Source organism: Acetivibrio straminisolvens JCM 21531, assembly GCF_000521465.1.
GTDB classification, from domain to species: domain Bacteria; phylum Bacillota; class Clostridia; order Acetivibrionales; family Acetivibrionaceae; genus Hungateiclostridium; species Hungateiclostridium straminisolvens.
Map to the genome: position 1 here is coordinate 1 of NZ_BAVR01000013.1, position 22,213 is coordinate 22,213.

General features: G+C 38.5%; 15 protein-coding genes and 5 pseudogenes. All 20 read left to right on the forward strand.

From position 1 onward, the window contains the following. Positions 1–505: 505 nt before the first annotated feature. Positions 506–2,809: a type II/IV secretion system protein gene (locus tag JCM21531_RS05115; RefSeq protein WP_500784527.1), complete on the forward strand. Its 2,304-nt coding sequence runs from the start codon at positions 506–508 to the stop codon at positions 2,807–2,809. A gap of 15 nt (positions 2,810–2,824) precedes the next feature. Further along, positions 2,825–3,880: a type IV pilus twitching motility protein PilT gene (locus tag JCM21531_RS05120; protein ID WP_038287961.1), complete on the forward strand. Its 1,056-nt coding sequence runs from the start codon at positions 2,825–2,827 to the stop codon at positions 3,878–3,880. A 398-nt stretch (positions 3,881–4,278) separates the two neighbouring features. Further along, a pseudogene (locus tag JCM21531_RS05125) lies at positions 4,279–5,492 on the forward strand (type II secretion system F family protein). Between the two features lie 142 nt (positions 5,493–5,634). Continuing rightward, on the forward strand, positions 5,635–6,123 hold the full coding sequence (locus JCM21531_RS05130; protein WP_038287964.1) for a type II secretion system protein: 489 nt from the start codon (positions 5,635–5,637) through the stop codon (positions 6,121–6,123). 105 nt (positions 6,124–6,228) lie between these two features. Further along, positions 6,229–6,792 carry a PulJ/GspJ family protein gene (locus JCM21531_RS05135; RefSeq protein ID WP_038287967.1) on the forward strand — a complete coding sequence of 188 codons (564 nt, stop codon included), beginning with the start codon at positions 6,229–6,231 and terminating at the stop codon, positions 6,790–6,792. Between the two features lie 29 nt (positions 6,793–6,821). Continuing rightward, on the forward strand, positions 6,822–7,373 hold the full coding sequence (locus tag JCM21531_RS05140) for a PilN domain-containing protein (protein WP_038287969.1): 552 nt from the start codon (positions 6,822–6,824) through the stop codon (positions 7,371–7,373). After that, positions 7,373–8,275: a hypothetical protein gene (locus JCM21531_RS05145; protein WP_243467251.1), complete on the forward strand. Its 903-nt coding sequence runs from the start codon at positions 7,373–7,375 to the stop codon at positions 8,273–8,275. Before JCM21531_RS05140 ends, JCM21531_RS05145 begins: the two co-directional genes overlap by 1 nt. Before the next feature lie 68 nt (positions 8,276–8,343). Beyond that, positions 8,344–8,673, forward strand: coding sequence for a hypothetical protein (locus tag JCM21531_RS20700; protein WP_243467252.1), 330 nt, complete (start codon positions 8,344–8,346; stop codon positions 8,671–8,673). A 43-nt stretch (positions 8,674–8,716) separates the two neighbouring features. Beyond that, a complete protein-coding gene (locus JCM21531_RS05150; protein ID WP_038287971.1) occupies positions 8,717–9,238 on the forward strand; it encodes a type II secretion system protein in 522 nt (173 codons plus the stop codon). A gap of 78 nt (positions 9,239–9,316) precedes the next feature. Further along, positions 9,317–10,183 carry a nucleotidyl transferase AbiEii/AbiGii toxin family protein gene (locus JCM21531_RS20705; RefSeq protein ID WP_243467253.1) on the forward strand — a complete coding sequence of 289 codons (867 nt, stop codon included), beginning with the start codon at positions 9,317–9,319 and terminating at the stop codon, positions 10,181–10,183. After that, on the forward strand, positions 10,180–11,517 hold the full coding sequence (locus JCM21531_RS20710; protein ID WP_243467254.1) for a hypothetical protein: 1,338 nt from the start codon (positions 10,180–10,182) through the stop codon (positions 11,515–11,517). Before JCM21531_RS20705 ends, JCM21531_RS20710 begins: the two co-directional genes overlap by 4 nt. A 161-nt stretch (positions 11,518–11,678) precedes the next feature. Beyond that, entirely contained in the window at positions 11,679–11,822 is a 144-nt protein-coding gene (locus tag JCM21531_RS20715; RefSeq protein WP_243467255.1) for a hypothetical protein, read from the forward strand. A 20-nt stretch (positions 11,823–11,842) separates the two neighbouring features. After that, positions 11,843–13,129, forward strand: a complete 1,287-nt coding sequence (locus tag JCM21531_RS05160; protein ID WP_038287974.1) for a hypothetical protein — start codon at positions 11,843–11,845, stop codon at positions 13,127–13,129. 142 nt (positions 13,130–13,271) lie between these two features. Further along, positions 13,272–14,048, forward strand: coding sequence for a ClpP family protease (locus tag JCM21531_RS05165; protein ID WP_038287977.1), 777 nt, complete (start codon positions 13,272–13,274; stop codon positions 14,046–14,048). Continuing rightward, positions 14,045–14,263 carry a YlzJ-like family protein gene (locus JCM21531_RS05170; RefSeq protein WP_038287979.1) on the forward strand — a complete coding sequence of 73 codons (219 nt, stop codon included), beginning with the start codon at positions 14,045–14,047 and terminating at the stop codon, positions 14,261–14,263. Before JCM21531_RS05165 ends, JCM21531_RS05170 begins: the two co-directional genes overlap by 4 nt. A gap of 172 nt (positions 14,264–14,435) precedes the next feature. Beyond that, positions 14,436–16,846, forward strand: a pseudogene (locus tag JCM21531_RS05175) (FtsK/SpoIIIE family DNA translocase). A gap of 23 nt (positions 16,847–16,869) precedes the next feature. Then, positions 16,870–18,787: pseudogene (locus tag JCM21531_RS05180) on the forward strand (YgiQ family radical SAM protein). Positions 18,788–18,894: 107 nt separating this feature from the next. Next, positions 18,895–19,755, forward strand: coding sequence for a bifunctional methylenetetrahydrofolate dehydrogenase/methenyltetrahydrofolate cyclohydrolase FolD (folD, locus tag JCM21531_RS05185; RefSeq protein ID WP_038287982.1), 861 nt, complete (start codon positions 18,895–18,897; stop codon positions 19,753–19,755). A gap of 87 nt (positions 19,756–19,842) precedes the next feature. Beyond that, a pseudogene (locus JCM21531_RS05190) lies at positions 19,843–20,519 on the forward strand (P-loop NTPase family protein). A 116-nt stretch (positions 20,520–20,635) separates the two neighbouring features. After that, a pseudogene (rny, locus tag JCM21531_RS05195) lies at positions 20,636–22,209 on the forward strand (ribonuclease Y). The last annotated feature ends 4 nt before the right edge of the window (positions 22,210–22,213 follow it).

The window sequence follows — 22,213 nt, forward strand, 5'->3', positions numbered from 1 at the left end:
CAAATAAGCTAATTCGACTCATTCAAAACTTCTTAGGATTTCACAAAATACCTGTTTCGTATTTGCAAAGGATACAGTAATACCATAATACGGGCAGTCAATAACCGGCCAACATTTACGGAAAACAGTTTAGTCAACCAAATTTTCGTTGCTCGAGACTTTAAAGATGAGTGAAAGATATAAATAAATATACTGAAAATCTACTTGAGAACTAGCAAGAAAAGTGATAAAATAATTTTGAATAAACACTAGTTCTAGAGATGTCGGAACAAAGCATTTTATCGTAAAATAGATAACATATTCATAATTTATACTTCACAACGAATAGAATTTAGTATAAACTATAATTAAGTCTTTATTTATACAATTTGAATACACAACTAAATATTTTTTGAACTCAAATATTCTAAAATAATTATATATGAGATGTGGGGGTACGAGATGCTAGGAGTAGATACAAGAGGTATTGATGAAATACTTTTGGAAATGGGTGTTTTAAAAATAATTGATCTTAAAAAAGGCCTGGGATATTCAAAGGGAAAGCAATAAGAATATTGAGGATGTGCTATTAGAACTTGGTCTTGTATCCCAGAAGGATATTATGCATGCAAATGCCGTGAAGATGGGTATATCCTTTGTAGACCTTTCAACTTATCAAATTGCCGATTCCAGTGTTCCCTTATTAATTACGCGAAATATAGCAAACAGATATAAGGTTATACCTATAGAAAAAGACAATGGCGTTTTGACAGTTGCAATGAGTGACCCTACAGATATTTTCTGTATAGATGATATACGACTCGCAACTGCCCTCGAAATAAAGCCTGTTCTTGCGGATGTCAAGGAAATTGAAAGACTTATTATTGAATATTTCGGAGAAGAAAAAAAGCCGCAGGGACCGAAGTTAAAGGTACTAAAAAATGATGATGTTAGAAAAGAAGAGCTCTTAAAAATGGAGGAAGAACTTCTCGGAAAAGATATATATAACAATATAAAAGGCGATGTAGAGTCGATTGAGCCGGAACTTGAAGTGATTACTAACAAGGCATTTGAACAAGATAATTATAACGAAAGCGGAATTTTTAAGGATAAAATAGGAAACATTCTGGTGCGCGCCGGAGTTATCACGCAGGAGCAGTTGGATAATGCTCTCAGCATACAGCGTAAAACCGGAGAACTTATCGGTAAAATCTTGGTAAAACAAGGCTATATTGATAGAAGGTCTCTTTACGAATTTCTTCAAAAGCAGATGGGAGTCGAATTTGTCGATATTGAGGGAATCGAAATCGGTGAAGATGTCATTAGTTTAGTATCTGCAAATTTAGCGAGAACCCACAAAGTTATTCCTATTGAAAATATTGACGGCAATTTAAAGGTTGCAATGAGCGACCCGATGAATATTTTTTCAATTGATGATTTAAGGCTTACAACCGGTATGGAGATTATTCCTTGCCTTGCCGATGAGGAACAGATTTTATTGCAATTGGATAAATACTACAAAAGTGACTTTAAGGTGCTTAGTGCGAAAGATATAGAGCAAAAGGTTGCCGACCTTGATGAAGAAATTCAAAAGGTGCAAGAGAAAATTGCAGTTGAAATAACCCAAACGCAAGAGGAAGATACAACAATTGATATTAGCGATCTTGAAAATGCTCCTATTGTCAAGATGGTTAATATTATTTTCCAGAAAGCTGTAGCTACAAGAGCAAGTGATATTCATATAGAACCGCAGGAAGACTGTGTTTTGGTTCGATTCAGAATAGATGGACAATTGGTAGAGATAATGAGGCATGATAGAAAGATTGTTCCGTCAATTGTTGCCAGAATAAAAATTATCAGTGGTTTGAACATTGCGGAAAAGAGGGTACCGCAGGACGGAAGAATAGCAATAAAAATTGACGACAGGGATTATGACATGCGTGTTTCCGTTTTGCCTACGATGTTCGGGGAAAAGATTGTTATAAGAATTGCAGACAAGCAAGGCTTTAATGTTTCAAAGCTGGATCTGGGATTCTTTGAAGATGATTTGGAAAAATTTGATCAGATAATATCAAGTCCTCACGGCATCGTTCTAGTTACCGGACCTACCGGAAGCGGTAAGTCAACAACACTTTATACCGCGCTCAAGGAATTGTGCAAACCGAACGTTAACATACTTACGGTTGAGGACCCTGTTGAAAGTACTATAAAAGGTATAAACCAGGTACAGGTAAATGTAAAAGCAGGTATGACTTTTGCTTCGGCATTGAGGTCCTTCTTAAGACAGGACCCTGACATAATAATGGTAGGAGAGATTCGTGACGCTGAGACGGCTGAAATAGCAATCCGTGCAGCTATTACGGGACATCTTGTTTTCAGTACATTGCACACCAATGATGCTGCAAGTTCTGTTACAAGAATGATTGATATGGGAATAGAGCCATTCCTGTTGTCTTCATCTTTGGTTGGCTTGATTGCGCAAAGACTTGTGAGAAGATTGTGTCCGAATTGTAAAGAAGCTATACAGCCGGATATGAATGAAAGAGACATTCTTGATTTAAAAGAAGATGAAGAGGTTACAATATATCGTGCAAAAGGCTGCGATCAATGTAACAATACCGGTTATAAAGGAAGAATAGCAGTTTATGAAATATTGACGGTCAATAGGGAAATAAAGGAACTGATATCTAAGAATGTTAGTTCCGATATAATTAAAGAAGCTGCTATTAAGATGGGTATGAAAACATTAAGAATGAACTGTACGAGACTGGTGAAGAACGGTACCACAACAATAGATGAGATGCTGCGTATTGCATACTTCAAAGATTAGAAAAGGGGATGTAACATGGATGTAAATGATTTACTTACAAAGACGGTCGAAAAAGGTGCATCTGACTTGCATATTTGTGCGGGAGTGCCGCCGGTTATAAGAGTTTACGGCGACCTTGATAATTTAAATGAACCGATATTGACCCCACACGATTGTGTGCAGCTTGCCAAGCAATGTTTAAGCAGCAGAGCGTATGAACGTTTTCTTGAAGTCGGTGAAGTTGATGCTTCTTATTCAGTTCCGGGTGTAGCGCGGTTCAGGGTTAATGTTTTCAAACAGAGAGGTACTTGTGCGATTGCGTTCAGAACAATACCTACAGAGGTTCCGGTGATTGAAGACCTTGGACTTCCCGGCTTAGTGTATGACCTTTCTTTGAAACAGAGGGGACTTATACTGATAACCGGACCTACAGGTCATGGGAAATCCACTACACTGGCAGCTATGATTAACTACATAAACAGTAAAAGGAGATGCCATATAGTTACGATTGAAGATCCGATAGAGTTTTTACATAGACACAACAAAAGTATTATAAATCAAAGGGAAATAGGTGCCGATACTAAATCTTATGCAAACGCGTTGAGGGCTGTCCTAAGAGAAGACCCTGATGTTATACTCATTGGAGAGATGCGTGACCAGGAAACTATTTCAACGGCACTTACGGCTGCTGAGACAGGTCATTTGGTGCTGTCTACTTTGCATACCGTCGGTTCTGCAAAAACCATCGACAGAATTATTGACGTCTTCCCGCCTCATCAGCAGGCGCAGGTAAGGACCCAGCTTTCCACTGTGCTTATGGGTATTATATCCCAACAGCTTATTAGAAGAGCCGATGGCAAAGGACGTGTATTGGCTACTGAGACCATGGTGTGGACACCTGCTATAGCAAACCTTATTCGTGAAAGCCGTACACCTCAGATAAATACTTGTATTCAGACGGGTTCGCAGTTTGGTATGTATACCATGGACAGCTGCCTTGCAGAACTGTATAAAGCCGGAGAAATTGATTATGAAAGTGCGTGCCAATACTCTGTTGATATGGATAATTTGAGAAAATTAATTTCAAATTAAAAAAAACACTAGCATTTTCTTCAAAAATGTATTACAATATTATTAAGTAAAAAATTAAGAAATAGATATAAATTGTTAATGAATATTTTGTTTGTTTTTATTTATTGGTGTGTTCTAATATGGGAGGTTGGATAGATTGATGGCATATCTGACTTATGGCTTGGAAACAAGCTCTCTGTATCAATTGAAAAGAACCGTCTATTTATACATATTTAAAATTATGAAATTCGTTTTTGAATTGTTCATCAATATATCTTCTTATCCCACGTTAAAGTATAATCATAATGCGAGGTCAATAAATTCTAGGGTTCCATAAAGCGTATAAATGTAATCAATTATTATAAAAATCATAAAAATATAGCGTTAATTGCGGACAATATTTTTTGGGGGTTTAGGGAATGCCATTATACAGCTATAAGGTTAAAAATGAAGCCGGCAAATTGTTTACCGGTGAAGCCAAGATGGACAGCGAGGAAGAACTTAGACGGCTGCTTCTGGACAAGGGATATATCCCGGTGGAAATTGTCGAGAAAAATGCAATAAACGATATAAGCCAGATTAGTTTGTTTAAGCCAAAAGTAAAGACAAAAGATTTGGCTATTTTCTGTAGGCAGTTTGCTATAGTGTTGGAAGCAGGTGTACCTATAGCCACTTCCTTGGATGTTTTAAGGGAGCAGACCACAAACAGTACCTTGAGAGAGTGTCTTGATGATGTTTATGATAACATTCAAAAAGGTATTGCGCTCTCTAATGCCATGAGGCAGCATTCGAAAATTTTTCCGGAGATGCTGATCAACATGGTTGAAGCAGGAGAAATAAGCGGTCAGCTTGATTTGGTTTTTAAGAGAATGGCTGTTCAGTTTGAAAAGGAAAACAAACTAAATCAAAAAATAAGAGGAGCCCTTACATATCCGATTATAGTATCAGTTGTAGCTATAGCTGTTATAATGATATTGATGGTTGCAGTTGTACCGACATTTGTTAAAGTTCTTACCGATTTTAATGTTGAGATGCCTGTATACACAAAGATATTGATTGCGGTAAGTGGCTTCTTCAAATCCTTTTGGTATATTATATTGGGAGCCTTGGTTATAATTGCTGCATCAATAGTATACTTTTCACGTACTTATGAAGGGAAGATATTTTTTGGAACATTGGCAATTAAGCTGCCTGTAATAAAGGGAGTAACAAAGAATATTATGACAGCTAGGCTTACAAGGACATTAGGAACGTTGATGTCCAGCGGTGTACTGTTAATTCAATCCATGGAAGTAGTTCAAAAGGTTTTGGGAAATCAGGTAATAAAAGAAAAGATTGACAGTGTAATTGAGGAAATAAAAAAGGAAGAGGTCTTACAGCACCTCTTGCATCTTTAAACTATTTTCCACCGATGGTTATTTCAATGATACGAATCGGGGAAGAGTCCGGTAACCTTGACTTTGCTCTTGATAAATCCGCAGATTTTTATGATGAAGAAGTAGAGGCTTCTCTTGCATTGCTGACAAGTTTTATTGAGCCTACAATTATAGTTATGTTAGCTTTAATTGTCGGTTTCATAGTAATGAGCGTATTAACACCGATGTTCAGTATTTACAACGAAATGTCTTTTTAGTTTTTGCTTATACATTTATCTTATTCCAAAAAAGTTTAGGGGGGGGATACTGCTAATTTAAATTCTTTTGGGAATAAGATAAAATATAGGCAAGTATAAACAATATAAATAACCAAATAAAACAAAAATAGGAGGGTTTTGTATGAAAAAAATGTTAAAGAATCAAAAAGGTTTTTCCTTGGTTGAGCTGCTTATAGTTATTGCAATAATGGGTGTACTGGCAGCTGTAGCATTTAGTATGTTTGCCGGTGTATTGAGTAATAGTAAGAGACGGGCTGATGAGAGAACTGCAGATCAGATTGCAAAAGCTCTGACAGCTTATATGGTTGATTCTGGAGATTCTGAGTTGAAAGCATTTTCTTCCAAAGATTCAAAAATTATTATTACAGAGTTACAAAAAGAAATTAAATATACTCCTACAGGTAGTACAACTGAAAAATCATATGGACCATATTTAACACCAAAGGAAGGCAGCGATGCTAGCTATGATAATTTTGCACCGCAATATGACAAACATAAAGGATATTCAATAACATATTATCCACGTCTTTTGAAAGCTGATGTTGAAGCTGTTGAAGATACTCCAACTGTTGCTTCTGGTGAGTCTTCTGGTGAGTCTTCTGGTGAGTAAGGAACATAATATAAGCTACATATAGTGTTTTAACTTATCCCGGTCGGCGTATGCCGGCCGGGAAAGGATTTATAACCGATAGAATGTTTTTCAGGGTGAGTGATTATGCTTAAAAATAACTGTAAGGGTGCAACGCTTGTAGAGATGTTGGTTGTGATAGCTATGCTGGGTATAACTGCCCCCATCATTTATACTATATTTATTGGAGGGCTTAATAATTTTGCGCGGGGATGTAACTTTATTGACCAGCAGCATGATATTCAGGACGTTATACGACAGGTAAGGCATGACGTTCAGGATGCAAAAACCGTTGAAATGTGGATGACCGGTGATGTGGCTGCGAAAGGTGAGGAAAAACTTAGTAGTGTTAGTTTCACCATGAATCTGCCGGGTGAACCGGATGAAAAGAAGGAATGGAAGTTTGAGGATGATGCGCTTCAGTTAAGAATTATTAATAATGGTATAGCTGGTGAATTTGTTAAAGCTGTTGATAATGTTGATGTTGCAAAAAGTTATTTTGAATATTATGAAGACGGTGACGTTAAGCAATTGATCCTTCATATTTTGCCAAAACGAAATGACAGAATTGTAAACAAAGCTGGAAATGTTCAGAGTGAGATAATTACAGAGTATTCTGTTAGATATAAATCAATTGAGAAGCATTATTGATTATTAAAATACATAAGGGGGTAATTATCATGAAGGGCGATATTAATTTACTGCCTGAAGACATAATGTCTACAACGAGCTATGAACGGCCGAGTTCGGGTTCTGGTGCGCTAAAGTTGGTAATAGGGTTGATTTTAGTGGGTGTCGTTGTTGGAACTTCTCTCTTGGCACCGTTTTTGCACGTAAAAATGTTGGAGAGAGAGCTTGCCCAGCTTGAAAAAGAGATAGCGAGTCAAAAATATAATGAGGTAAAAAAGGTAAATTCTGATTTGGATTCAATCAATGGTGTATTGGGAAAGAAAGAGGCTGTTTTAAATCAAATCGATAATGCAAGTTATCCAATAAATGATATATTAGTTGCGGTAAGCAACGCAGCGCCAATAGGCTGCAAGTTAACTGCTATAGAATTCAAAAACAACAAAATGAAACTAACCGGGTTAGTTGAGGATAATTTAGTGGTTGCTGAATTTGTATCTGCTATACAAAGACTTAGTTTTCTAGCTTTAGATAGTGAAGTTAAGATTGAGGAAGGCAACGTATTTGAGCTTACAGTGCTTGTAGGCAGAAAGGGTGAAAAGTAATGGGAAACGGTAAAGGTAAAGTAGCACTTTTAATTGTGTTGTTGTTGGTTCTATACAGCGTTATATATTATCAGTTTATTTGGAGGCCCAAATTCAGCCTTGATATAGAAGATATTAATGGTAAAATCGAGATTGCTCAAAAGAAAAAGCAAAAATTGGACAATGACTTGGCAAACATAGAAACGCTAAAAAGAAACTTTCAGATGAAAACCGTTCAAAATGAGAGACTTGAAGCATATTTACTTAATGATTCCAATGTAACCGACGGTTTTGAATACGTTGAAAAGCTTGCCAAACTGTTTAAGAATAATTTGTACGATGTAAAGATTAAAAGACCGGTAGAGAAAAAAGTTGGGGATTCCAAGGATAACAAGAATGACAAGAATGCTCAGAGTTATTATGAAATTCAAATTGATTTTAGTGCGACAATGACTTATAGAGAAATTATGGATCTAGTGGATTATCTCGAAGGGGGTACCAGAAAAGTTAAGATATCAAAATTTGAAGTGACCCCTTTGAGTGATAAACAAGAAAACAGATCACAGACTCCGCAAAATACAACAGCTCCTCAGACTGAAGCAAATGGGCAGGAAGAACAGATTACTACTGTAAAAACGGTTTTTGATGAGAATGAAGTGTTGAATTTATCTTTAACCGTTAATCTGTATTCCTTGAATCAGGGAAATATAGATAAGATTTATGACTTCAGCCGTCAGAATTTCCAAAGATATTATGAAGGAGACAATGTTTTTTTTGAAAATACCGGAATAGCACTTAATTCCGGGGAAGGAAGCGAAACCGTAAGTGCAGATGGAGGTGATGGCTCGTCAAGTGGCGGCTCTTTAGTTGATAGATCGGATATAGTGGTGACCGGAAATGCTAAGCCTTTGGAGGAGATTTAGGCATATATATGCAGAGCTTTCTCACTGGGGGGCAAAATTTTTGTACTTATGATAACACAACAAATAAAATGATAAATTTTAAAACGAAGATTACACCAAAGGTTATAATGACATTTAATGGTGATACTGTTGATATAAATGTTGTGGGTAATGCAGGTAATACATATGATATGACCGGGCATGTGCCAAAGGATACTGTAGAGATGCATATTGTACTCAATTATAATTTGAATCCTGTTGAAAATAAAGATTTAGGTGTGAATGTTCAGATTATCAATAATACCGATAAGAAAATAAATATTAATTTATATGACAAGGTCAGAAGAGCAAAAATAACAGATAGAAACGGTAACAGCATCTACAGCAGCAGTTCAACTGAAAAGGTTACTATTGTCTAGTCAATAGAGATCAAAATGGGTTAGGGCATATAAGGTGATAGATATGATTAAAAAATTTATCAAATTAAATAACAATAAAGGAATGACCCTTATAGAGGTTGTTGTGGCAATAGCTTTGCTGGGTATTTTGATTGTTCCGATAACAATTGGCTTTATGAACGCTTTAAGAGTATCTAAACTTATTGAACGACAGACAGAGCTAAATGCTGTCAGCGAGGTAGTTAAAGATCAGGTAGCAGAAGCTTTGCTTCAGGAGAATTATCCTCTTGTGCTTCTTGAACCTACACCAACAGAGACAGAGTGGAAGTTGAGACAGTTTATTGTTGATGCGAAATCTACTCCTGATGTGGAAAAGAAATCACCAAATCTTGCTGTAGTTTATTCTTCGGGTGCTGTAAATGAAAAGTTTTTTTATACAGTAAGCTATAAGCATAATAGTTGCTATGATCCAAATTATCCGTATACTTACCATGTGATTGTAAATATTTTAACAAAAAACTCTAAAGGTGATATTGAATCATTAAATACTTTTAAAATTGCGGCAAATGTAAATGGTACACTTTAGTACGCCATAAAGTTGTAAATAACATAGTTTTATGTTTATATATACATGTTATTTTTTGTAACGGGGGTGCTGAAATAAATGTATAGACTGTTAAGAAAAGAGCAGGGAGCTGCACTTATGACAGTAATAATTATTACTGCAGTTCTTACGACACTTTCTGTAATTTTTTTGAGTTCAGCTATTCAGGGATTGACATTATCTAAACGTCAAAGCAATATCAAGCTTACATATTTTGCGGGTCAATCTGCCATTGAAAAATGGTTTAATGTAATACAAAAGGAATCGGAGAATGAAGATATTGGTTCAGATTTTACTCAAGAAGTGACTGCTACCAATGTTGATGATTATGTTGATAAAATTATTGAGAAATTAAGAGGGAAATTAGAAGATATAGAGTATATCGATGTCACTTCAAGAGCCTCAACAGTTGCGGGTTTGTCAGGAGATGATTATTCAGAGATTAAATTAAAGTCATTGAATATGATAGGTGCTCCGCAGTTGCTGTCCGGAGGGAAAAAGGTAAAGGTTAAAATCGGTATCGAGGCAGAAGCATCTTTTGATAATCCTAGTAGTCCATATGGAAATACTCGCCAGCCAATATATGCCGAGAAGGAATTTATATTTGAAGTACCTCAAAATGACTTTAAGCTGGCCTTTGCTATAGCTACAGCCGGTGATTTGTACATAAGCACAAGAAATTATGACGGCTCTGGAAATATTAGGTCGAATGTTAGTGGATTCAGGGCGGATATCAAAGGGGATGTGTCTGCTTTTGGTACTTTCCCAAAAGATACTCTCTGGCCCGAACAGTTCTATTACGGCGGAATAATGGCAATGCACGGCGCTCGGATGGACATTAAGGGAAATGCTACTCAAGAGCCTTTATTAGAACAGGGCCGTACAGAGGTGTTTCAGAAGCTCCCAACTTTAACGATGGAAGTATGATAAACATATATCGTGATGCCATTGCCCAGTGTCTACAGGTATTTGGAAATCACAACCTAATATCTGTATTTAGAAATGCATATACCTTTGATGATATAGAAATGAACGGTGAAGATTCAATAATTGCCATAAATGGAAGTGCTATTGGTTTGTCCCACTATTTCGAGACTAGAAACCACGATGCTTTGAGTGCCATTATAAGCAGTGCTCCAGTGCATAATCTGTTGTCCGAAGCATCGCTAAGGTCTACTATAGCTGTCAATGGTGATGTTATTATTCCGGGAGGAACCTTCAGAGTAGATGACAATGGTATATTCACCGGACTATTGGAAGATGCATCTGTGTTCTGGTATGAAGATACCAACGGTATAAGAATACCGTTTTACAAGATGTATTCGTGGGGCGATAAGGATATAGATGACCCGGATGAGTACCATAGAGAGTTAAGAAATAAGCTTACGTCTTTATCAAGTGTCTATCTAAACGGTCCTTTCAACTTGTTCCAGCTTTGGCCTAGCAGACAGCCGGTAAATGGTGATAATGATATTGAAACAGGTGGAGGATTGGCTGATTATGTTATTAACGATTTTATAAATAGTATAAGAGCAGTTCGGAGCGATACAAAACGTCCGGCAGGAATTTCCACTCCATCGGCAATATCTGGAGCATGGTCATATGAATTGGCTGCAAACTGGGGTTATTATGCAGTACCTTTAGCCCCTGACTATAATGCTGTTGGAATAAAGGGAATCAACTATGTTAAGCGTCCGGAATTTGTAATTGACAATATTTACAAAAAGGATGACTATGGAAATATAATTGGTTTAAAGTTCGACGAAACTATTTGGGATGACGTTCCAGAAATCAGTGAAAGCACTTATTATTACTATACACAGAGTATTTTCACCAAGTTGGATAGAGCAGGAGTGTTTGGTGATCCGGACAATATAAAAAATAATCTTTTAGATTATACTCAATTGCTTGCAAACAGGAAATATCCATCGAGCGGAAGTGAATGGGATATTTCAGGGGAACATGGTATTTCCAAGTTGATAGAAAAGGCCAAGAGCAGATTTAGTGTATATACTACCAATGGATATTATATTCAAGTAGATCCAAGTCTTTCACCAGGTGAATACAATTTATCATTGTTGGCAGGCTTTAATTTGTATCAAGAATGTGCAAACAGCAGAGCTGGAGGAGACTTCGAAAGTGATACAGAGTATTATCTGGTGTTTAACGAAAACCCAAATATTGATCTGGTTGTAGATGGTGTATTTAACGGTATAATACTCACAGCAGGTTCAGTTATATTACACGGCGGTGCGACATAAGGGGAGCTATAATCAGCGGCGGCGGTGGAACCTGGTCGGGAGGAGAGTATCAACCGAAACTTACAAGACTTGATAGAAACACTTCGCAGGCGGTTAAGCTTGACCATGGGGAATACGCTGGTGTTAAAATTGTACCAGCAACATATAGTGATCCTGGCATTGTGAAGGTTGACTTTTACTTGGGACTTACAACCGAGTCTGAAATTATTGAAAAAGGCGGAGATACTTATTTAAACAGGGCAGCTAGAAATAGTCTCCTTAGAAAATTTTCAGAACATGATATTTATTTAAATACTATATTTTAATAAATTATGGGGTGGAGCTTATGAATAAAAAATTAAAGATATTTACAGTTTCAACTTTAATTGCAGCGACAATTTTCAGCACAGGATGTTCGGTGTTGTTTAACAAGCCGCCGGCGACTGACAGTGAGCCGCCTAAGATTGAGACACCAGATACAAGTGCTGAGGAAGATAAAAAGGTTCAGGAGTTTATGACAGAGTACTTTGGCGCTTTGTTTGGCCAGACTGTGGAGAGCTATAAAAATAGTCTTCTAACGGGTGAAATTCCTGCAAGTATTATCGGCTATATAGCGCAGCGGACCGTTAGTGAGGGAAATAAGAATCCTGAGATAGGCATTCATATTCCAAGAATTGTTGAAGTTAACGGGATGTCAATATTAAACTATGAAATACTTAAAGATGCAAACGATAAACCTATTGTTGAATCAACTTTTATAGGCAAAAATGGCGATGCTTATCTTTATTATGTAAAAGTGGGTCTTAAAGCTAAGGGATTGCCAAACAGTTTGTTCAACAAATATTATGTATTAAATACCGAAAATAATACTTATGAAAAGATTAAAGAAAATGGTGTGGAGAAGACAGTTCCTAATGAAGATTATGACTATATAAAAGTGACTGCCAAATATGATGTTGAGGTTGTAAAAGACGGAGACGGCTACAAGGTGCTTACTCAGAGGGAGGCAGACTTTAAATCGCCCCTTTCAAAAAGAATTTCAAAACTTAACAATGAATTCATGGAGAAGAGACCGTACCTTGATGTGAGTATTCCGGAACAGAAACAGCAATTTGATAATGAAAAGGCATTGTTGGAGCAGTTCTTCAATAATTTGTTGAAGCTAGACAAGGAAAGAATGGCTCTTTTGAGAGCAGAATGGTATAAAGGATATGATGGATTTATTCAGTTTTTGAATAAACTGGAATTAAACAAGGTAAATGGCAGCGAAATACTGTTTACCGATGCGAATTACACACAGAAATTCAATATTGCGTCCTTCCCGCTGCAGGTTAATATGGAGAGAATAGAAAGCATCAACAATATTAAAGTAACTCAGCATCCGGGTTATACCGAAAAGAATAAGATATATTTTGTATCCTTTGATGCAGCGGTTGTAAAAGCGAATGGGATGATAGGCAATAACGTTGTATATAAATATGATTATACTGTAACGTTGAAGAATAAGGATAATAAGCTTATGATCGACGGAATCAAACTTCATGAGTTCTACAAGGCGGATGATGCAAAGTCAAAGGAGAAGGCGGATGAGAAGAAAGAAGAAAAAAAGGATGACAGTATAGATCTTAAATAAAAATCTCCGGTTATTATGAGCTATTTACATATAAAAAGTCTGCATGAAAAATAAGTGCAGAACTTTTTTGTTGAGTATAATATTTTTCGTCTTAAAAATAATACTAATAGTATTACTTTATACATACTAAGGATGTGATGATTTGATAGAGGAAAACAAGGTTACAATTGGAAGAGCTTCCGTTGATGAAGCCGCAAATACTGAAAGTGAAAAAAAGCCCGAATTTGAGGAAATAAAGGAATTGGGAAAAACGTCCATATCAACTGCAAAGGGAAATATTCACTGTCTAACCGTTATAGGCCAGATAGAGGGACATATGGTGCTGCCTCCACAGAACAAGACAACAAAATATGAGCATGTAATACCTCAGCTTGTGGCTATTGAAGAGAGTGAAGAAATCGACGGTTTGCTGCTAATTTTAAACACCGTCGGAGGAGATGTTGAGGCAGGTCTTGCTATTGCCGAAATGATTGCAAGCATGTCAAAGCCCACTGTTTCGCTTGTGTTAGGAGGAGGACACAGTATAGGTGTTCCTATGGCTGTATCAACCAAGTACTCCTTTATAGCTCCATCGGCAACAATGACAATACATCCCATAAGGCTCAACGGTATGGTTATAGGGGTACCGCAGACCTATGAATATTTTGACAGAATGCAAGACAGAGTAGTGCAGTTTGTAACCAAGAATTCAAAGATATCAAAGGAAAATTTCCGGGAGCTAATGCTAAAGACCGGAGAACTGGCCAATGATGTAGGTACCATATTGTTTGGCGAAGAAGCCGTTCAGTATGGGCTCATTGACGAAACAGGGGGACTTCAGGATGCATTGAAAAAGCTATATGAATTAATCGAGGAGAAAAAAAGAAACGGGAATAATATTTCCAAAGGATCAGGACAGAGGCCGGAGGGATTACAATGATACTTTATTCAATAGTACCGCCGGAAGTTGTATTTGGAAATTTTGGCTGGTGTGAAAATCAAAACTATATTGAAGTGAATTATTCCGGAGAAAGGGTTGTGGTTATGCCCCTCTCAAATAACCGATATATGATAAGCAGGGTTATCAGCACTTCACCAAAGGCTTACTTAAATCCAAAGCTAATGCCGGGAAATATTATAACCGGGACATTTTAAGCTATTTATACTATTAATGCTGTATTTTTCAAAAGTTAATTTGCATGCAAAATTTTTAAGGACTATACCCTCTTTGATTTATTTGCAGCGAAGCTACGGTTATGTTATATTAAGTATAGCTTGTATTATCTCATCTCACAACTGAAGAGGGGTAATTTGTGGGGGTGTCAAGTTGAAGGCAAAGAAAACACAAAAGAAGAAATTTACCAAAAAGAAAAACGGTGTTGGAAAATATAACAATGAAATAATTGGAATTATGCTGCTGGCACTGGGCGTGCTGGCTTTGTTCGGTTTGCTTATGGAGGATTCCATAGGCGTATTCGGTACATTTATCAAAACTCTAATTTTAGGTCTTATGGGATGGTTAGGGTATGTTGTTCCTCTGTTTATAATTTTCTATTCGATACTTTTGATATTTAAGAAGAACAGTGGAAGTGTAAAATTAAAGACTGCATATGTATTTGCTTTGGTACTTATATTGACTGCAATGGTTCAGACATTGTTTTACAATGAACAGGATTATATAAATAAAGGAATTGTTGAATGCATCAAAAAATTCTTTTATGACGGAACTGCCATGCAGGGCGGAGGTGTACTAGGAGGGATTATCAGTATACCTTTCCTGCTGTTGTTTAAAAACCTCGGTACAATAATCATTCTTACCACCATTGCGTTAATCGATATTATTATTATCACAGATATATCAATTGCAGGCGTGATTTTGAGGATAAAGAATGACATTGCGGCAATAACTGCGAAGTTTGAGAACCGCTTTAGGGTAACGAAAAATGAGCTTAAAGAGAAACTGAGAGAAGAGGAAGAAGAGGACAAGCCTGAGACTGAAGCAGATGCCGACATTGATATTGTGATGAATGGCAAGAAGCTTCCTAAAGTTTTGGATTTTAAAGAAAAGAAGGCTTCAAAGCAAAGCATGCAAAGCAAGACTGCAGATGCCGGTACTTTGGAAATGGCTGATGATAACAATGAAGTATCCAAAGTTATTGAAGTCAAGCCCGAAACCGAGGAAGTAGAATTTATTGTACAGGATTTAAAGAAAAATGATATGTCCAATGCCAAAGTGGAAGATATTGCAGAGAGTGTCAATAGGGAAATCACTTCAAAGACCCAGGACAATGTCGAATACAGGTATCCTCATACCGGGCTGTTGGACGACAACAAGGTAAGTTCGGGAAATGCGGAAAACTATAGAAGTGCTGCCCTAAAAGGGGCAAAGAAGCTTGAAGAAACCTTAAAAAGCTTTGGTGTGGATGCAAAGGTTGTAAATGTCAGTATGGGGCCTGCAGTTACCCGCTACGAACTTCAACCCAGCCCCGGTGTCAAAGTAAGCAAAATTGTGAGCCTTTCCGACGATATATCCTTAAACCTTGCGGCATCGGGAGTAAGAATAGAGGCGCCGATTCCGGGCAAAGCTGCAGTTGGTATTGAGGTCCCGAACAAAGAAGTAGTTCCGGTATTTTTAAAGGATGTTTTGGATTCCAAGGAATTTAAGGATTATGACTCAAAGCTTGCCTTTGCTTTGGGAAAGGATATATCCGGGCAGAATGTGGTGGCGGATATTGCAAGATGCCTCACCTTCTCGTTGCCGGTGCTACCGGATCGGGAAAAAGTGTATGTATCAACAGTCTTATTATAAGTCTGCTCTTTAAAGCTTCTCCCAATGAGGTAAAGCTTCTGATGGTGGATCCCAAAGTGGTTGAGCTTGGTATATACAACGGAATTCCACACCTTCTTATACCTGTCGTAACAGACCCTAGGAAGGCAGCAGGAGCGCTGAACTGGGCGGTGCAGGAAATGGTAAACAGGTATAAGCTGTTTGCGGACCGGGGAGTCAGGGATATTAAGGGATATAATGCCCTGCTTACCAAAAACGGTGAGACTGAACTTTTGCCCCAGATTGTTATAATAATCGATGAGCTTGCAGACTTGATGATGGTTGCTCCAAACGATGTTGAAGATGCCATTTGCAGGCTTGCACAAATGGCAAGGGCGGCAGGCATGCATCTTGTAATAGCCACCCAAAGACCTTCGGTGGACGTAATTACCGGTGTAATCAAGGCCAACATACCTTCAAGAATTGCCTTTTCAGTGTCCTCTCAAGTGGATTCCAGGACCATAATCGATATGGCTGGTGCAGAAAAGCTTCTTGGAAAGGGTGATATGCTCTTTTACCCTGTGGGTGCGTCAAAGCCTATAAGAGTAAAGGGGGCTTTTGTATCCGACGGCGAAGTTGAGAGGGTTGTAGAGTATATAAAATCCCAGGGAAATGCAGAATATAATGAGGATATTATTGAGGAGATAAATAGTGAAAGGGAAAGTAGGGACAGTGACCCAGGAGACAATGACGAGCTTTTGCCCCAGGCAATAGAGCTTGTGGTTGATGCCGGGCAGGCATCGGTATCTTTGATACAGAGAAAATTCAAGGTGGGGTATGCCCGGGCGGCAAGAATAGTCGATCAGATGGAGGCTCGGGGTATTGTAGGTCCTTTTGAGGGAAGCAAGCCAAGACAGGTGCTTATAACTAAACAGCAACTGCAGGAAATGAATATGAAAAGTTCAGAGTAGTATGATGGTTTAGGAGTGAAGAAATGGCTTTTTTACCTGTGACAAGAGAAGACATGATGAAGAGAGGGTGGGATGAGCTGGATTTCCTTTATATCAGCGGTGATGCATATGTAGATCATCCCAGCTTCGGACATGCTATAATAACAAGACTATTAGAGAGTGAAGGCTACAGAGTGGGGATTGTTGCCCAGCCGGACTGGAGGAAAGATGATGACTTTGTGGCATTGGGAAAACCTCGGTTGGCTGTACTTATATCCTCGGGGGTAATAGACTCCATGGTAAATCATTATACTGCGAGTAAAAAGCCAAGAAGTGAGGATTTGTACAGTCCGGGGGGAAAGAGCCACAGACGGCCGGATAGAGCAGTGATTGTATATACCAATAAGGCAAAGCAGCTTTTTAAGGATGTACCGGTTATTATCGGAGGAATTGAGGCAAGCCTGAGGAGGTTTGCCCATTATGATTATTGGGATGACAAGGTCAGACGATCTATTCTGGTTGATTCAAAAGCTGACCTTTTAATTTATGGAATGGGAGAAAAACCGATATTGGAGATTGCCCGGTACCTTTCCATGGGAGTGCCGATAAATAAGATTCAAAATATGAGAGGCACAGCTTTCTTGGCAAGAAAAGAGGACATGAACGGAGAACTGAGAAAGTTTATCGAAGGAGAAGAAGACAAACCAAAGAAGGGTTATATTCTGCTGCCGTCATTTGAAGATGTGAACTGGAGTAAAAGAAAATATGCCGAGGCTTTTATGACTCAGTACAATGAGCAGGACCTATAGCGGGAATATTCTGATACAGCAGCACGGTGACAGGTTTGTAGTCCAGAATCCTCCGGCTTATCCTCTTTCCGAAAAGGAAATGGACAGGATATATTCCCTTCCCTATGAGAGGACTTATCATCCTTCCTATGAGAAGGAAGGGGGTGTTCCTGCCATAGAAGAGGTAGAGTTCAGTATAACGAGCCACAGAGGCTGTTATGGCGGTTGTTCCTTTTGCGCATTGAATTTTCATCAGGGCAGGATAATTCAGAAGCGCAGTCAGGCCTCAATAATAAATGAGGCTCGGAAACTTACATGGCTTTCGGGGTTTAAAGGATATATTCACGATGTGGGTGGCCCTACGGCAAACTTCAGGGGCAAGGCCTGCAAAAAGCAGGAATCCTCAGGCGCGTGCAAAGAAAGGCAGTGTCTTTATCCCAAGCCTTGTAAAAACCTTATTGTCGATCACAGCGAGTATCTGGAGCTTCTAAAAAAACTTCGGGAAATACCGGAAATAAAAAAGGTTTTTATTCGTTCGGGTATAAGATATGATTATCTGATGTTGGATAAAAACGATGATTTCTTTGTGGAGCTTTGCAAACATCATGTAAGCGGGCAGTTGAAGGTTGCACCGGAGCATGTGGTGGACCGTGTGCTCGATAAGATGGGAAAGCCCCAAAGGGAGGTGTATGACCGGTTTGTCAAAAAGTTTTATGAAATAAACAAGAAAATAGGAAAGGAGCAATATCTTGTTCCTTATATGATTTCCAGCCATCCGGGAAGTGACCTTAATGCGGCTATAGAGCTTTCGGAGTATATCAGAGATATGAACTATACGCCCCAGCAGGTACAGGATTTTTATCCCACTCCCGGGACTCTGTCCACCTGTATGTTTTATACGGGATTGGATCCGAGGACAATGAAAAAGGTATATGTTCCCAAAACTGCAAAGGAAAAGGCGATGCAAAGGGCACTCTTACAATTTAGAAAAAAGGAGAATTACAAGTTGGTATATGATGCCCTTAGACTTGCCCACAGGGAAGATTTAATCGGTTACGGCAAAAAATGCCTAATAAGGCCTCCAGTGAATCCTTCTAAAAGCAATTTTAGAAAAGATAGCGCAAAAACAAAATCAAAAAAGGAAAGAAAAAGCAGGAGGAAGAATTCAAGATAAGCTGAAAGAATTTGACAAGTTGGTGAGAATAAACTAAAATGATAAAGTTGAATGAAATCCGGCGAAAGCTATTTTAATAACAAATTGTTTTGGAAAGGTTGGTTAAAATGGAGGCTAAGGTATTAAACGGCAAAGAATTGTCAACAAAAATAAAGGGAGAGTTGAAAATCGAGGTCGACGAGTTAAAAAAAAGCAATATTAATCCGGGATTGGCTGTAATAATTGTGGGTAATGACCCTGCATCAAGGGTATATGTTAATTCAAAGAAGAAGGCTTGCGCTGAAATAGGGATTGAGTCCTTTGAATATGCTCTTGATGAAAATACGACCGAGGAGGAGTTGATTGAGCTCATACATAAGCTGAACAAAGATGACAAGGTTAGCGGGATTCTTGTTCAACTGCCGCTGCCGAAGCATATTGATGAAGAAAAGGTTATTTATACCATAGATCCGTCAAAGGATGTGGACGCTTTCCATCCGGTAAATGTGGGAAAGCTTATGATTGGAAATCCTGATTTTCTTCCGTGCACGCCTGCAGGTGTAATGGAGCTGATAAAAGAGAGCGGCATTGAGATTTCCGGCAAGGAATGTGTTGTTGTGGGAAGAAGCAATATTGTGGGTAAGCCCATGGCCATGCTTTTGCTGGCGAAAAACGGTACTGTGACTGTATGTCATTCCAAGACAAAAAGTATTGAGGAAGTGTGCAAAAGAGCCGATATACTTGTTGTAGCCGTCGGGAAGCCGGAATTTATCAAGGGTAGCAGCATAAAACCCGGAGCAGTGGTGATTGATGTCGGGATTAATCGTTTGGAAGACAAAAAGCTTGTGGGTGATGTTGAGTATGAATCGGCAAGCCGTGTAGCATCGGCTATAACTCCTGTACCCGGTGGAGTTGGTCCTATGACCATAGCAATGCTGATGAAAAACACTGTAAATGCCGCTAGGCTTCAGGCAAAAATAAAGGGTTAGGTTTTAAGGATACGAATGAAAAATGGCAGGAATGCCCCAAGGTATGAGCAGGAAGGATGCAAATGAAAAGGAAGGCAGGTAGAAAGTGTGGAGCAAAGTACCCTTTCAAAATACCGCAGCGATATTGAAAATTTCAAACAAAGATACGAAAGAGCAAAGATATACTACTACAACCAAAAGGGCAAGATGGATCAGCTCATAGAACAGAAAGATTCATTGGAGACACAGCTAAAAAAAGCTCTTGAAAACATAGATATTTTGGAAAAGGTAAGACTGCTCCTTCAAAAAGTATCCGAATACGCAAGAGAACAGTCAAGGGTACAAATTGAGTCACTGGTGACCAATTGCCTTCAATACATATTTGATTCCAATATTGAGTTTAAAATTGAAATAAATGAGGTAAGAGGAAGACCTGAGGCAGAATTTTACGTTGTGAGCAACTTTGGCGGAACGCAGATAAAGACTAAGCCGCAAGAGGCAAGAGGCGGAGGGGTAATTGATATAATTTCCCTTGCTATAAGGATTGCCATGTTAGAATGCAGTAACCTGGAAATTAAAGGTCCGATTATTTTGGATGAGCCTGCCAAGCATGTTAGCGATGATTATATTACACACGTGCAGAATTTTTAAAACAAACTACACATATGTTTCAGCGACAGGTAATAATGGTAACACACAACAGGCATCTTAGCGAAATGGCAGATCGATGGTATCGGGTTGAAATGACAGACGGAGTAAGCATCGTTACTGGAGGCGAAAGCTAACTGGCCTAATTGATTCTTGACATAAAATATAAAAAAGATTAAAATGAAAAGGTACTTAAATAGTGCATATAGATTTTGAATATTAGAAAACTGACCATTGAAAACTGAATAAGGAGGTGTGTGCTATAGCTTATTTTGTTGGATTTCTAATAGGTATAGTAATTGCAATAATTGCTTCAATTATTGCTTCAGTAATAAGTTACCGAAAAGGTATTGAATTTAGAAAAAGAAAAGCAGAAGCCGAAATTGGCAGTGCCGAACAAGAGGCTGAGAGAATAGTCAGCGAAGCTCAAAAAATTGCAGAAGCCAAAAAAAGGGAAGTGCTGCTTGAGGCAAAAGAAGAAATTCACAAAAGCAGGTTAGAGCTTGACAGAGAAATTAAGGACAGAAGAAACGAAATTCAGCGTCTGGAACGAAGACTTGTTCAAAAGGAAGAGGCTCTTGACAGAAAAGTCGAATCCTTGGAGCAAAAAGAAGAAGTTCTTAGCAAGAAGTCAAAAGAAATTCAAGAGCTTTACGATCAGACACTGGAGACACAGAAGCAGCAGATAGCCGAACTTGAAAGAATATCCGGGCTGTCTGTTGATGAAGCAAAGGAAGTTCTTCTGAAGAATGTGGAAAGTGAAGTAAGACACGAAATGGCAATCCTAATCAAGGACATTGAGGCAAAGGCTAAGGAAGAGGCAGAGACCAGAGCAAAGAATATCGTCGCCATGGCGATTCAAAAATGTGCGGCTGATCATGTATCTGAAGTTACCGTTTCTGTTGTTCCACTTCCAAATGATGAAATGAAGGGTAGAATAATAGGCCGTGAGGGAAGAAATATCAGAACCCTTGAAACGTTAACGGGAATCGACCTTATTATTGATGACACGCCTGAAGCCGTTATCCTTTCCGGATTTGATCCAATAAGGAGAGAAGTGGCAAGAATTACTCTCGAAAAGCTCATTCTTGACGGGAGAATTCATCCTGCAAGAATTGAAGAAATGGTTGAGAAGGCCAAAAAAGAAGTTGAAAACACCATTCGTCAGGAAGGTGAAAATGCAACATTTGACACGGGAGTTCACGGATTGCATCCCGAGATTATCAGGTTGCTTGGTAAACTTAAGTTTAGAACGAGCTATGGCCAGAATGTTTTGAACCATTCTATTGAAGTGGCTCATTTGGCAGGTTTGATGGCGGCAGAGCTTGGCGTAGATGTTAATCTTGCAAAAAGAGCAGGTCTGCTGCACGATATTGGTAAGGCTGTGGACCATGAAGTTGAAGGCTCACATGTTACAATTGGGGCTGACATTGCCAAGAAGTATAAAGAGAGCAATGAAGTTGTCAATGCAATTGCTTCGCACCATGGGGATGTAGAAGCCACCTCTATAGTGGCAGTACTTGTACAAGCTGCGGATTCTATCTCGCAGCAAGGCCTGGTGCTAGAAGAGAAACTCTTGAGTCGTATATCAAGAGGTTGGAAAAGCTTGAGGAAATAGCAAATTCATTTGAAGGTGTGGATAAGTGTTTTGCTATTCAGGCAGGTAGAGAAGTTCGTATCATGGTTAAACCCGAGGATGTATCGGATGCAGATATTTCATTGATTGCAAGAGATATTGTTAAAAGGATTGAAAATGAGCTTGATTATCCTGGGCAGATAAAAGTAAATGTTATCAGGGAAACCAGGTTTATCGAATATGCTAAATAGATTT